This is a genomic window from Kordia antarctica (genome assembly GCF_009901525.1).
Lineage (GTDB): Bacteria > Bacteroidota > Bacteroidia > Flavobacteriales > Flavobacteriaceae > Kordia > Kordia antarctica.
This window is the reverse complement of record NZ_CP019288.1, coordinates 1,146,445-1,158,790: the sequence shown is the minus strand read 5'-3', so window position 1 is coordinate 1,158,790 and position 12,346 is coordinate 1,146,445. Positions and strand designations below refer to the sequence as shown.

The following is a 12,346-nucleotide window of genomic DNA, read 5'->3' as shown; positions in this document are numbered from 1 at the left end:
ATAAAGAACAATTATAACTACACGCTATGAACACATTAAAAATAGGAGATAAAGTACCCGATTTTACCGTAAATGATCAAGATGGAAATGCAGTTTCTTTGTCAGATTTCAGTGGAAAAAAACTCGTGGTTTTCTTTTATCCAAAAGCAAGTACACCAGGTTGTACAGCAGAAGCTTGCAATTTGAGAGACAATTATGCCGAATTACAAAGCAAAGGTTTTGAACTTTTAGGCGTAAGTGCTGATTCCGAAAAAAGACAAACAAATTTTAAGAATAAATACGAATTTCCTTTTCCGCTATTAGCAGATGAAAACAAAGAAGTAATTGAAGCTTTTGGCGTTTGGGGCGAAAAGAAATTTATGGGAAGAACGTATGACGGAATTCACCGTAAAACCTTCTTAGTCAATGAAAAAGGTGTTGTAGAACATGTAATTGATAAAGTAAAAACCAAAGCGCATGCAGCACAGATTTTGGAGTTGATTCAATAATGTGTCAATTTGAAAATGTTCTAATTTGAAGATTTGAAATAGGAATACTTCTCGATACAAAATTTCTTCAAAATTTTACTCGAAGTGACGTTAGTAATAAAAACGTCAGTTCGAGTAATTTTATGTGTAATCGCGAAAGCGAAATAGACAAAAAATTGTATCGAGAACAATTATAACTACAACTAATTTCACTTCAACTTCACAGATTCCAATTCCAATTGAAACGCTTCTTTCTTTTTATTACCAATTAAAAAACCAAGTTCTTCCAAATAATTCGCAGAGAAATTTCCGACAGCTAATTTTCGTCCACGATAACTTGGATATAGAGTATTCAGAGGAATTTCAATAATTTCCCAATCGCCCGAAGTTTCAAATTGTGTAATAAAAGAATGTTTATCATTTTCGTTTTGCTTCACGCGAAATTGATATTTTTTTCCATCACCTTTCAAACGAATCAAAACAGTCGTTTTACCTGAAATAGCTGTATTTCCAATTTCGTAACGAATAGAAGAGAAGCCACCATTATTTTCAAGTTTTACAGTTCCGCTAAAAACCGCATTTCCTTCTTCGTTTAGTTTGAAATTTCCTTGTGACATTCCGCCCATAACACCATCATCAATAACGTACCAATTGGAAAGATTACTTGTTTTAGTAAAATTGATGAGTGTTATAATCATGAGCGTTGTAGTTAGTAATGAAGTTAAAATTAAAAATCGAGTCATAGCTGACTCTTATCGTAAAAATACAAATAAAATAAAGAAAACTCTCCTTGAGAAACTTCTTAGTACTTAAAGATGATATTTATTATTTTTTTGTGATAAATTTCCAATACGTTATTATTAAATTAAAAAATTTTTATTACTTTCCCATAGAATTAAAAGAACCTATTTCGAAACCCCCAAAGTATTACGTAAATAATTAATTCACAATACTATGTGTATGTGATGGTAAATATTAGATATGAAAAAAAAGATATTCTTCTTAAGCTTATTCTTATTAGCAACGTTATTTGTAACGAATGCTCAAGATTTTGACTTCTACCAATTGGGAAATGATATTGATGGCGAAGCAGTTGATGATAAATCGGGTTGGTCTATTGCATTAAGCGCAGATGGAAGTACCGTTATCATCGGATCCATTAGAAATGATGGAAACGGAGATCAATCTGGACACGTTCGGGTATATGAGAAAATAGCAAATGTTTGGACACAAATTGGAGACGATATCGATGGCGATGCAGCTTCTAATTTTCTAGGAGGCGCAGTAGCTATCAGTACTGATGGAAGTGTTATTGCAATTGGAGCATCAGGGAATAATGTAATTGGTCTCAATTCTGGACAAGCAAAAATATTTAAAAACCTAAATGGTACTTGGTCACAAATTGGTGATGATATTTTTGGTGAAGCATTTGGAAATCAATTTGGTGGTGCAATAGGTTTAAGTGGAGATGGAAACATTGTCGCTATTGGAGGTAGTTATCATGATAATAATGGAAATGATTCTGCAGGTCACGTACGCGTGTTTGAAAATTTGAATGGTACATGGACACAAATTGGAAATAGTATTGAAGGAGAAGACGAATTTGATTATTCTGGTAGAAGATTGAGTATGAGTAGTGATGGAAGCATAGTTGCCATTGGAGCGCCATTTAATGATGGAAATGGTAGAAATTCTGGTCATGTACGCGTTTATGAAAATCTGAATGGTATTTGGACAAAGGTTGGTGATGATATTGATGGAAGTGCAATGGATGATAATTCTGGTTGGTCTGTAAGTTTGAGTGCCGATGGTAGTACATTGGCAATTGGAGCACCTTTTAATGATGGAAATGGAGATAGATCCGGGCAAGTGAGAGTATTTAGAAATATAAACGGTATTTGGACGCAATTTGGAGCTGATATTTATGGAGAAGTTACAGGGGATTTATTTGGATACTCAACAAGTTTAAATACCGATGGTACAATTTTAGCAGTATCAGGAATAAATAATGACGGAAATGGTTCTAATTCTGGTTTTGTCCAAATATATAAAAATGAAAATAACACTTGGACGCAAATAGGGACTAATATTCATGGAGAAACCGCAGGTGATAATTCGGGTTATTCCATAAGCTTGAGTGGCGATGCTATTTTTGTCGCTATCTCAGCATTAAATAATGATGGAAATGGTTCAAATTCAGGTCATGTACGTGTATATGAATTTAAACCTACATTAGGTGTGGAGGATATTTCATTAAATAGTGATGATGTAGTTTTTTATCCAAATCCTTCAAAACACAGTATCTTTTTTAATGAAGAAATTCACTTAGAAGAAGTAATCTTGTATAGTTTGGACGGAAAACAATTAGTAACTCAAAATATGCAAAGAGATGCATTTTTGGATATTTCTAATCTTGCCAACGGAACTTACATTCTAAAAATCAAAACAGCCAAAGGTTTAATCACAAAAAAATTAATCAAACAGTAAAACTTTAATTGATTATACTATTGCAATAATATAATGATGTTAAAATCAAAAATTGAACTTTAGATTTTAGTTAACTTTCATGCATAAAAAAAGCTCCTAAAAAAGGAGCTTTTCAATATGTTGAGTCTATTATTTATTTTCGATTAATTCGTTTTGTGGTAAATAGCCAAATAGGTTTTTCTCTTTTATAATTTCCGGAACACCATCGGGCAACATGCTTTCCCAACCTTCTTCATTACTTGCAATCATACTCAATACTTTTCTTGAGAAAATCTGCAAAATATCATTATCAAAGTCAAAAATATCAACCAACTTCCCGTTGTATTTAAAGAATTTATACAATTCTTTCATTCGTGGATGTACTTTTAGGTTGTTACTATTGACCAATTCGCCAGTTTCCTTGCGTTTCATTGGGTACAAGTACACTTTTAAATCTCTATAAAACAGTTTCCCAAATGCTTCCAAAATCCCTCCACTAACATGACGATAGTATTTTTCGTCAAAGATATCAACTAGGTTATTTACGCCCATTGTTAATGCCATTCGTTCAGTAGAATAGTTAGAGAAATACTCTACCAATCGGTAGTATTCTTTAAAGTTGGAAATCATCACGGTTTGACCAAGTGAACCAAGTAATTGCGCTCTGTCCATGAAATCTTGTTCATCAATTTCACCTTCTGCACGAAGATTTGACAGTGTAATTTCAAACAAAACAACGGTTCTATCGACCTCTACTTTATTTTCACGAATAAAAATATCATATGATTTTTGATACATATCCATATTCACTTTGGTCACAGGACGGAAACTTCCGCGAAGTGCCAAAATATTCTTTTTATACAATAATCGAGCTGGAAGAATATTGTTTCCATCTGGTCCAAAAATTACGGCTTCTGTCATTCCGTTTTTCAAGAGTTGTAAACTCATCAATCGGTTATCAACAGTTTCAAATTGTGGTCCAGAAAAATTAATTGTGTCAATCTCAATCTTATCCTTATCAATATGATCGTAAAGATATTTTAATAAATGTTTCGGATTGTTGTATTTATAAAAAGCACCATGAATAAGGTTTACACCCATAGTTCCAAGTGTTTCTTGCTGTAATTTTGCGTCATTTTCGTGAAAACGAACGTGTAGAATAATCTCGTTATATTCTTGCGTTGGATCTGTTTGGTATTTAATTCCCATCCAACCGTGACCTTTGTATTTCTTTGCAAAATCAATCGTTGCGACTGTATTTGCAAAGCAGAAAAACATTTTATCAGGATGTTTTTCACGCGAAATTCGAGCATTTAGCAATTGCATTTCGTGCGTAAGCATCTTCTTCAAACGTGCTTCCGTTACGTATCGATGATCGTTTTCAATACCATAAATAGCATCACTAAAATCTTTGTCATACGCGCTCATTGCTTTTGCAATTGTACCCGAAGCGCCACCAGATCTAAAGAAGTGACGAGAAGTCTCTTGTCCTGCACCAATTTCAGCAAACGTACCGTAAATTTGACTGTTCAAGTTAATTCGTAATGCTTTCGCTTTGATGGAAGGTACATTTTCAATAACCTTATCACCTTTATAGACAATAGCCATGCGTGATTTGAATTTGTTTGTCACAAAAATAAACATTCGTAATTTTTTTGAACTATATATTTGAGGTTTTTTGTTAAATTATAAGTTAAATTTGAATATTGATGGATGAAATGCATACATCTGTATTGAAAACTATCTAATTCTTAACAAATTACCAACAAAAGTCATGAAAGTAACTTTTTTAGGAACAGGTACTTCACAAGGAATTCCTATAATTGGAAGCGATCATCCTGTGTGTTTGAGTGAAGATTCACGCGATAAACGACTGCGTGTTTCTATTCTGATTTCTTGGGAAAATGCTACGTATGTAATAGATTGCGGTCCCGATTTTCGTCAGCAAATGTTGCGCGCTAAGTGTACACAGATTGACGGAATTCTTTTCACTCACGAACATGCCGATCATACCGCAGGATTGGACGATATTCGCCCTTTTTATTTCCGTCAAGGCAATATTCCTTTCTATGCGCACAAACGTGTGTTTGGAGAATTTAAAAAGCGTTTTGATTATATTTTTGCTACGGAAAACAAATATCCTGGCGCGCCTGGCGTTATACTGAATGAAGTACGCAACAATCAGCCATTTGAATTGGATGGCGTAAACGTAACTCCAATTGAAGCGTTGCATTATAATTTACAGGTTTTTGGCTATCGATTTGATGATTTTGTCTATTTAACAGATGTTAAAACGATCGCAAAAGCAGAAAAAGACAAGTTGAAAGGAGTAAAAGTTTTAGTGATCAATGCGTTGCGAATTAAAGAACATATCTCACATTTCTCATTAGCGGAAGCATTGGAATTTATTGAAGAAATTCAACCTGAAAAAGCCTATTTAACACATATTAGTCATTTATTAGGTTTTCATGCAGAAGTTTCAAAAAAGCTACCAAAAAACGTATTTTTGGCGTACGATACATTAACGATTACGATTTAAGACATATTAAAAATATGATTAGAGTTTCGTGGTTTGCCTTTTATGCAGAGTTTTTAGTTCTTTCATTAAAAAAGAACTAAAAACTCCTCATAAAAGTGCCTTTTCTTTTGGTTCATTTTCTTTGGGCAAGCAAAGAAAAGAACACTAAATAAACTTTAAAGTTCGGAATATGAATTTTAGATTTTGTTTTCAATAAAAAATTAAGATTAAAAACAACAGTACAATGACAAAGAAAATTCTAATATACGCACTTATTTTTATGGCATTATTGGCGATGTATCAATATGTAAGTATGAATAAAATGTACGAGCAACAATCGACAAAAATTGAAAATTTACGTAGTCAAATAGGAACTTTAGAGAATGATATAGATGTCTTTAAAGATTCAACAAATTCGCTAATTAATGAAAATCTAGATTTGAGTTATTTCTCGCTGAAAAGTAACGGTGAAGCATTGGCTTATTTTGATGAATACAACTTTGAAGACGTAAACAATTTATCGCAAGTAATTATTGATGCTATTTATGATAAAAATTCCGCTTCTGCGAACAATCCGTTAGTTCCTTTTGATGGAACAGGCGGAAAATTTATGTCTGTCGATAAAGTAAAAGTCATCAATCATAAGTGGGTTTTGTGTAGTTTCACTGATGGTGATTTTTGGGGAGAAGTGATGTTGCGATATGAGTTTGACAAAGACAAAAAACTAACGTTTGAAACATTAAGCGAAGTTTTATATGCTAAATATTAAGATTGATTTTTTTGATTTGAAAATGTATTAATTTGATGATTTGAAGATGTGTTAATTTGAAAATTTATCAATTTGAAAACACACTGAATTTTCAGATTATTCTTTACAACCAAGCTTTGAACGAATAGCAGTTTTGTATGACAAAAATGGCAAGACAAACGAAAATAGTGCTGATTATTGGTAGTTTTATTTTGTTGCTTCTAGCAATCTCATATTATAGAAATGTAAGAAATGATCAGTTAACCGAAAATGCAGTATATACTGTTGGAAAAGTTAGCAAGATTTTTAGAGTATCTGGAGGTGTCAGAACTTCGACATCGTACAAAATAGAATACAAGTATTACTACAAAGGCGATTGGATTGAAAATTCTGGTCCTTTAGAAGCAACAGTTGGAGAAGTCAGAAACGGAAAACCTATTATTGGCGCGTATTATTCGGTAAAATATGATCCGAACGATTTATCATTATCTAAAATATTAATTACAAATCGTCCAATTACACGCGATGTAGCTTTTAAAAGTTATACTAAAATCTATGGCAATATAGAAAGCATCAATCCTACATATCCAGGAGCTGTTCGAGTTAATGTAACGTATCGTTTCAAAGATGAAAATTATAAAGTAGAAACTATTTTAAGTAAAGACAGCTTGCCATGCGGAACTTTAGAAGAGTGCAAAGAAAGTGGACGCATTAAATTATTTGTTTCCAACAACTTCCCATATTTCACCGATTTATTCTACAAAAGTAGTAACAGACAGCATTTGGAGTAAAGATTAAGAATTTGTCAATATTTCAGCATACTTTTCCAATTATCAAATTAACACATTTTCAAATCATCAAATCATCAAATCGACACATCTTCAAATCAAACAATCAAATCCGTTTCTCCAACCAAGCTTTCATTGAATAGAAATTTTGCGGCGCAACACCATGTCCCACAGGAAATTCTTCATACACATGTTTCAAATTGTGCGCTTCCATAAATGGCGTAATCTGGCGAGCTGCGACTATCGGAATAACTTGATCTACATTTCCATGAGAACAATAAAAATCGAGATGCGTATATTCTTTATCATCACTAATTTCGAAGATTCCCTCATTCAAATAACCACTTAAGGCAACTACATTTTTCACTTTTTCTGGATACGTAAATGCAACTGCGTAACTCAAAATGGTACCTTGACTAAATCCTAATAACGTTACATTTTTTCCATCCACAGGATAATTTTCGACAACTTCATCAATAAAATTTCCAATAATATCTCTCGATTCTATAGCTTGTGCATCGTCGCTCACTTTATCAGTTGACGTATATTCAATATCGTACCAAGAATATCCGTAAGGTGCTAAATCTCTTGGCGCACGTGCGGCAACAATAAATAAATTCTCTGGTAATTCTGCTGCAAACGAAAATAAATCCTCTTCATTACTTCCATACCCATGAAATAAAATGATTAATGGTGCTTTTTCAGTTGCAACTTTTGGTGTTTTAATAATATGATGAAGTGAAAGTTTTTTTGTTTGCATGATATATAATAAGGTAATAAATTAAACTGATTTGAACCAATCTTGAAAATAATCGCCCAATAAAGGAATTGGTTTGTGTTCGCCTTGAATGGCGTTTGTGAGTCCGAAAACCCAAAGTACAATGAAAAATACGTAAAATGATCCCGAAATCATCCAACTATTAAAATAGCCAATGAAAAATGAAATCATATAAAATAAAATATTTAATCCTAAAGCTTGGCGAATGTGAAAGCGTGCAAATTCATTCTTTTTATCTACATTCATTGAAAACGCAATCACGAGTCCAATCAATGTGATATATGAAATAATTGCCATTTGTTTTCCTTCTTCGATAGTTTTGAAATTCATAACTACGCTATTTTTTGATGTTTATGAATAATTCCGTACACAGTTCCTTTTAGTTTTTTTCCTAAAAAAGCACTGTTTTTTGATGTACTATGAATGTTTTTTTCAGTAAAAGTATAGTTTCCATCAGGATTAAAAAGTGTCAGATTTGCTGTTTCTCCTTCCGAAATTTTAGAAGTTTCAATACCAAATCGTTCTTTTCCTGAAGTTAACAATTCAACTGTTTTTTCTGTATCAAAAACCGTTTGCAAGGCACCAAAAGCGGTTTCCAGACCAATAGTTCCGTACATTGCGTTGTCAAACTCAATGTTCTTATTCTCTACATCAATCGGATTATGATCGCTGGTTACCAAATCAATTGTTCCGTCTTTTAAACCTTCCAACAACGCTTTGCAATCTTTCTGCGTTCGTAATGGCGGTAATACTTTATAATTGGTGTCAAACTCTGCTAATTCGTCATCCGTCAATATTAAATTATGAATGGCAACCGAACAACTTACGTTCAATCCTTTTTGTTTTGCTTCGCGAATTAACTGTACAGATTTCGCTGTAGAAATGGTTGGAATGTGTAATTTTCCGTTTGTATATTCCAACAAAAACAAATCTCTTGCAACCTGTAATTCTTCCGCCAAAGCGGGAATTCCTTTCAAGCCCAAACGCGTACTATTGTGTTCTTCATTGACAATTCCTTTTCCAGAAATTTTTTCTTCTTGTGGAAATGATAACACCAAACCGTCAAAATTATCGGCGTATAATAAGGCAATCTTTAACAAATTTGGATTTTTAATTGCTTTCTGATAATCGCCAAACGCAATTGCGCCAGCATTTTTCATATCAAACATTTCGGCTAAATCGACACTTTCACTTTTCGTAGTCAATGCGCCAATCGGGTAGAGGTCAACCGCATTTCCGAGCGCGTTACTTTTTAAAAATGCAATATCAGCTTTCGTGTCTGCAATTGGATTTGCGTTCGGATTCACGGCAATTGCGGTAAATCCACTCTTTGCAGCCGTTTTCAAACCGTTTTCAATCGTTTCACGTTCTTCAAATCCAGGTTCGCCCAAACTTACGCTGCTGTCAAACCAACCTTGTGAAACGTGCAGGTTTTCGAGCGAAATAATGTCGTATTTGTGTGGATTATCTACGGAAGTGGCAATCTGTGTAATAACTCCGTTTTCTATCAAAATATCGTTTGTAGAGCCATGAAATTTGCTCGTAACATCAATAATAGTAGCGGATTTTATGATGAGGTTCATTTGACGAATTTTAGAATCAAAATTTCAATACATAAAAATAATAGTGCAAAAATAACAAACCATTTCCAAAGCGAAGCAACGGACTGTTCTTTTTTTAAATCTTCAAAGAATTGTGAAACCGCTGTGTGCGTATTATTTGGATATGACAATGCCATATCATGATATTGCAAAGAACTTTCTGTTCGATCAAAATTATAGCTAATTTGCTGTAATTCAGCAGTTTGATTTTTGATAGAATAAATTCCTGCGGTATTCGGAAACTCGTCTGTCGTTAACCGAACTTTATTATTTGCCGTTTGTTGCAACGGAATAAATTCTTCATCTGCTTTCACGATCGTTAACACAGCATCTTGCCCAAGCGACGTTTGCACATCAAAGGTATTTTCTTTTCCGAGCGTGTAATATAAATTCGTTAATCGCAGACTATTTTTACCAATATTGTATAAAATTGGAACAATTAATGGCGTGTTTTTAAAGTTTGAATTTTTGTTGTTAATCGCTCCTGTAAATACATACGTTTCGTTCTTTTCGAGTAAAAATGGCAGGTTATTTTCTAATTTTAAAATTGCCGCACTTCCGTTGATTTCGAAATAATGATTTACTTTCGGATATTGAAAATTGGTTACTTTTTTTTCGAATACATTCGTGAAAAGCGGATGCGAAAAATTGATATTGGTAATTTTCTTTTCGGTTACATTTGAAACTTCTTTGAAACGACCAAAATTATTTGCTTGAAGCAATTCGTTATAACTTGCTAAATTACTTTCCTTTGCAGGAATAATCACCAATGAACCGCCGTTTTGTTTGAAACTTCTCAGTGCTGTCAACAACGGATTCGGAATGGTTTTGAGTTCATTCAGCACAATTAATTGTTGCGTAGAAATTGCGTTGTAATTCAGTTGATTTACGTTTGAAGAAACCAAATTGAATTCGTCATCTGTATACAATTTCTTTAAAAATTCATCATCCGCTTCGTTAATCGCTAACACGTTTATTTTTTGTGGTGCATTGATATTGAAAAACAAATTGTTATCAAATTGCAACGAAGTATCTTCAATCTGAATACTTCCTTGAATCACTTTGTTGGAAGGAATTGAAAATGTCACTTCAGCTTTGTTTTGTGTATCTACATTCACAGACGATTTCGCAATTAAACTTCCGCCATCATATAAGGAAACAGGCAAATCTTGCACAGGAACTCCAGAATTTTTCAGCACAACTGCAATCGTAACCGAATTTGCATCTTGTTCATAAATATATAAACTGTCCAACGCAATATTATTAGCATTTGCAGGCTTTAGCTGAATATAATTTGTCGTAAATGTACTATCGTTTTGAATTGACAGTTGTTCGTTTTGTTGAAAATCGGAGATTAAAATTAAGTTTTTAACCGAATTTTGTTGTTTTGAAAATAACTTTCTTCCTTTTAAAATTACGGACGGAATTGCTTCTTGTTGATGTGAATATTCGAGTTGCAACAATTCATTTCGAATGCTTTTAATCGTTGTATTTTTATACGTTTCGGTATTTGTGAAGATAGAAACTTGCTCATCTTCGGGAACTGTATTTAGCAATTCTTGTACTGCACGTTTTAGTAAATCACCTTTTTCACCTTTCGTTTGCATGCTAAACGAATTGTCTAAATAAATGACGGTTTCTTTCTCGGTTTTTACAATATCACGATTCGCAAAATACGGTTGCGCAAAGGCAAAAACGAGCGCGGCAAGTGCTAACAATCGCGTGCAAAGAATCAACCATTTTTTTAATTGCGAGCTTTTTCGTGTCTGGAGAATTACGTTTTTCAGAAACTTTACGTTTGTAAACGGTATTTTTTCAAACCTACGTAATTGAAATAAGTGAACAATAATAGGAATGAGTAGTAATAATAGCGCGTAAAGTACTTCTGGGTATTTGAATTGCATTCCTAAAATTAACGTTTGTCAAATATAAAAGTTTAATTCTGTTTTACCATATAGTTGTGTGGAAAAAGAAGTTTATAAGTTTGAAAGAGTTTATGAGTTTATGGGTTGATGAGTTTTTGAGTCTACAAATGCTAGCGCGAGTTTTGCAACTCGTGCCGTTACTGAGTTTGAAATTTAGATTTTGCCACGAATTCACTAATTTTTAGTTTGGTTGTTGGTATAAGTTTTGGAACTTTGTGCTAGCGTTGGGCTTTTACTTCTTTAAAGATACATTCCTTTTGAATCATAAACATCACTTATTCGTTCAATAAATCTATTTTCAAAACCATTCCAACGTCCAAATGAAATAACATAAAAAACTAATTTAATTGGCAATAAAATTATTATAGAAACAAGTAAAATAAATAAAATAACAGGTGTTTTCCAAATAATATTCATAACAAATCCTCCCAAACCATTTATTAAAGAACCTAAACATCCTATTGGACCAGACAAACAGCCACTAAATTCTTTAACTAACATCTCTGCTCCTTTACGATTTCTTTCATCTCGTCTTCTTTCGTAATCTTCGAAAAACCCCATAATTATTTTTTTAAATAAATACTACTGTTTCACAAGGCACTTGAACTTTCGCTCTTGTTGTTCCTTTTACCATTACCTTTGCACTTCCACGACTTTCGTGAGAGATTATTGCAACTCCGTGTCTATCCGTATAAACATTCTGTGTTACACCTCCTGACATTATTCCACCAATACTTAATGCTACTTTTACACCTTGTGCTTTTGAGCCGCTACTATATTGAACTATTACTTTTGTATAATACATAACTTAATTTTTAATATTGAACAAAATGTGGACAATATTCATTTTGCGACCTATTAGGACCGATATATTCTTTTAATTTTTTACACCAAATCGCACGACCTTCATAACGTTCAGGATTATTTGGATTATCGTGACTTAATCTATTGTTCTGGTCTTCATATTTACACTTAACACATTTTGTTTTACAACTCATAGTTTTATCTTTAAATTCTTGAATAGAACCGAGTGTTCGTCCAATTGCCCATAACGT

The 12,346-nt window shown here is 33.1% G+C and carries 13 protein-coding genes; 5 read left to right on the top strand and 8 right to left on the bottom strand.

The window, feature by feature from the left end; all coding sequences use genetic code 11:
- Window positions 1-26: 26 nt before the first annotated feature.
- The gene (bcp, locus tag IMCC3317_RS04565; RefSeq protein WP_160128326.1) at window positions 27-488 is read left to right on the top strand and encodes a thioredoxin-dependent thiol peroxidase; all 462 of its coding nucleotides are present in this window, start codon (window positions 27-29) and stop codon (window positions 486-488) included.
- Window positions 489-676: 188 nt separating this feature from the next.
- Here the strand turns inward: bcp and IMCC3317_RS04560 are convergent, their stop codons facing one another.
- Window positions 677-1,165, bottom strand: a complete 489-nt coding sequence (locus IMCC3317_RS04560) for a CIA30 family protein (RefSeq protein WP_170293838.1) — start codon at window positions 1,163-1,165, stop codon at window positions 677-679.
- 283 nt (window positions 1,166-1,448) lie between these two features.
- On the opposite strand from IMCC3317_RS04560, the gene IMCC3317_RS04555 reads away from it, so the two are divergent.
- Window positions 1,449-2,954, top strand: a complete 1,506-nt coding sequence (locus tag IMCC3317_RS04555; RefSeq protein WP_160128325.1) for a T9SS type A sorting domain-containing protein — start codon at window positions 1,449-1,451, stop codon at window positions 2,952-2,954.
- A gap of 129 nt (window positions 2,955-3,083) precedes the next feature.
- Here IMCC3317_RS04555 and IMCC3317_RS04550 read toward each other — a convergent pair whose 3' ends face one another.
- Window positions 3,084-4,541 carry a TonB-dependent receptor gene (locus IMCC3317_RS04550; protein ID WP_160128324.1) on the bottom strand — a complete coding sequence of 486 codons (1,458 nt, stop codon included), beginning with the start codon at window positions 4,539-4,541 and terminating at the stop codon, window positions 3,084-3,086.
- 166 nt (window positions 4,542-4,707) lie between these two features.
- On the opposite strand from IMCC3317_RS04550, the gene IMCC3317_RS04545 reads away from it, so the two are divergent.
- The 3 genes from IMCC3317_RS04545 to IMCC3317_RS04535 all read left to right on the top strand — a co-directional run bounded on the left by IMCC3317_RS04545 (window position 4,708) and on the right by IMCC3317_RS04535 (window position 6,990).
- Window positions 4,708-5,472, top strand: coding sequence for an MBL fold metallo-hydrolase (locus tag IMCC3317_RS04545; protein WP_160128323.1), 765 nt, complete (start codon window positions 4,708-4,710; stop codon window positions 5,470-5,472).
- Between the two features lie 223 nt (window positions 5,473-5,695).
- Complete coding sequence (locus IMCC3317_RS04540; protein WP_160128322.1) at window positions 5,696-6,220, top strand: hydrolase; 525 nt, start codon at window positions 5,696-5,698, stop codon at window positions 6,218-6,220.
- Between the two features lie 146 nt (window positions 6,221-6,366).
- Window positions 6,367-6,990 (top strand): hypothetical protein, encoded by a 624-nt coding sequence (locus IMCC3317_RS04535; RefSeq protein ID WP_160128321.1) that lies wholly within the window; start codon window positions 6,367-6,369, stop codon window positions 6,988-6,990.
- 103 nt (window positions 6,991-7,093) lie between these two features.
- On the opposite strand, the gene IMCC3317_RS04530 is transcribed toward IMCC3317_RS04535, so the two are convergent.
- The 6 genes from IMCC3317_RS04530 to IMCC3317_RS04505 all read right to left on the bottom strand — a co-directional run bounded on the left by IMCC3317_RS04530 (window position 7,094) and on the right by IMCC3317_RS04505 (window position 12,096).
- On the bottom strand, window positions 7,094-7,747 hold the full coding sequence (locus IMCC3317_RS04530) for an alpha/beta hydrolase (protein ID WP_160128320.1): 654 nt from the start codon (window positions 7,745-7,747) through the stop codon (window positions 7,094-7,096).
- Window positions 7,748-7,768: 21 nt separating this feature from the next.
- Window positions 7,769-8,095, bottom strand: a complete 327-nt coding sequence (locus IMCC3317_RS04525; RefSeq protein ID WP_160128319.1) for a DUF4870 domain-containing protein — start codon at window positions 8,093-8,095, stop codon at window positions 7,769-7,771.
- A gap of 2 nt (window positions 8,096-8,097) precedes the next feature.
- A complete protein-coding gene (locus IMCC3317_RS04520; protein WP_160128318.1) occupies window positions 8,098-9,348 on the bottom strand; it encodes a dihydroorotase in 1,251 nt (416 codons plus the stop codon).
- Window positions 9,345-11,270 carry a vWA domain-containing protein gene (locus tag IMCC3317_RS04515; protein ID WP_160128317.1) on the bottom strand — a complete coding sequence of 642 codons (1,926 nt, stop codon included), beginning with the start codon at window positions 11,268-11,270 and terminating at the stop codon, window positions 9,345-9,347. Before IMCC3317_RS04515 ends, IMCC3317_RS04520 begins: the two co-directional genes overlap by 4 nt.
- A 261-nt stretch (window positions 11,271-11,531) precedes the next feature.
- Window positions 11,532-11,852, bottom strand: a complete 321-nt coding sequence (locus tag IMCC3317_RS04510) for a hypothetical protein (protein WP_160128316.1) — start codon at window positions 11,850-11,852, stop codon at window positions 11,532-11,534.
- Between the two features lie 10 nt (window positions 11,853-11,862).
- On the bottom strand, window positions 11,863-12,096 hold the full coding sequence (locus IMCC3317_RS04505) for a hypothetical protein (RefSeq protein WP_160128315.1): 234 nt from the start codon (window positions 12,094-12,096) through the stop codon (window positions 11,863-11,865).
- Between the last annotated feature and the right edge of the window lie 250 nt (window positions 12,097-12,346).

What these genes read in the sequence shown, in the direction of transcription:
- bcp (WP_160128326.1), top strand. Translation starts at nt 27, where the DNA reads ATGAACACATTAAAAATAGGAGATAAAGTACCCGATTTTACCGTAAAT.
- IMCC3317_RS04560 (WP_170293838.1), bottom strand. Translation starts at nt 1,165, where the DNA reads ATGATTATAACACTCATCAATTTTACTAAAACAAGTAATCTTTCCAAT.
- IMCC3317_RS04555 (WP_160128325.1), top strand. Translation starts at nt 1,449, where the DNA reads ATGAAAAAAAAGATATTCTTCTTAAGCTTATTCTTATTAGCAACGTTA.
- IMCC3317_RS04550 (WP_160128324.1), bottom strand. Translation starts at nt 4,541, where the DNA reads ATGGCTATTGTCTATAAAGGTGATAAGGTTATTGAAAATGTACCTTCC.
- IMCC3317_RS04545 (WP_160128323.1), top strand. Translation starts at nt 4,708, where the DNA reads ATGAAAGTAACTTTTTTAGGAACAGGTACTTCACAAGGAATTCCTATA.
- IMCC3317_RS04540 (WP_160128322.1), top strand. Translation starts at nt 5,696, where the DNA reads ATGACAAAGAAAATTCTAATATACGCACTTATTTTTATGGCATTATTG.
- IMCC3317_RS04535 (WP_160128321.1), top strand. Translation starts at nt 6,367, where the DNA reads ATGGCAAGACAAACGAAAATAGTGCTGATTATTGGTAGTTTTATTTTG.
- IMCC3317_RS04530 (WP_160128320.1), bottom strand. Translation starts at nt 7,747, where the DNA reads ATGCAAACAAAAAAACTTTCACTTCATCATATTATTAAAACACCAAAA.
- IMCC3317_RS04525 (WP_160128319.1), bottom strand. Translation starts at nt 8,095, where the DNA reads ATGAATTTCAAAACTATCGAAGAAGGAAAACAAATGGCAATTATTTCA.
- IMCC3317_RS04520 (WP_160128318.1), bottom strand. Translation starts at nt 9,348, where the DNA reads ATGAACCTCATCATAAAATCCGCTACTATTATTGATGTTACGAGCAAA.
- IMCC3317_RS04515 (WP_160128317.1), bottom strand. Translation starts at nt 11,270, where the DNA reads ATGCAATTCAAATACCCAGAAGTACTTTACGCGCTATTATTACTACTC.
- IMCC3317_RS04510 (WP_160128316.1), bottom strand. Translation starts at nt 11,852, where the DNA reads ATGGGGTTTTTCGAAGATTACGAAAGAAGACGAGATGAAAGAAATCGT.
- IMCC3317_RS04505 (WP_160128315.1), bottom strand. Translation starts at nt 12,096, where the DNA reads ATGTATTATACAAAAGTAATAGTTCAATATAGTAGCGGCTCAAAAGCA.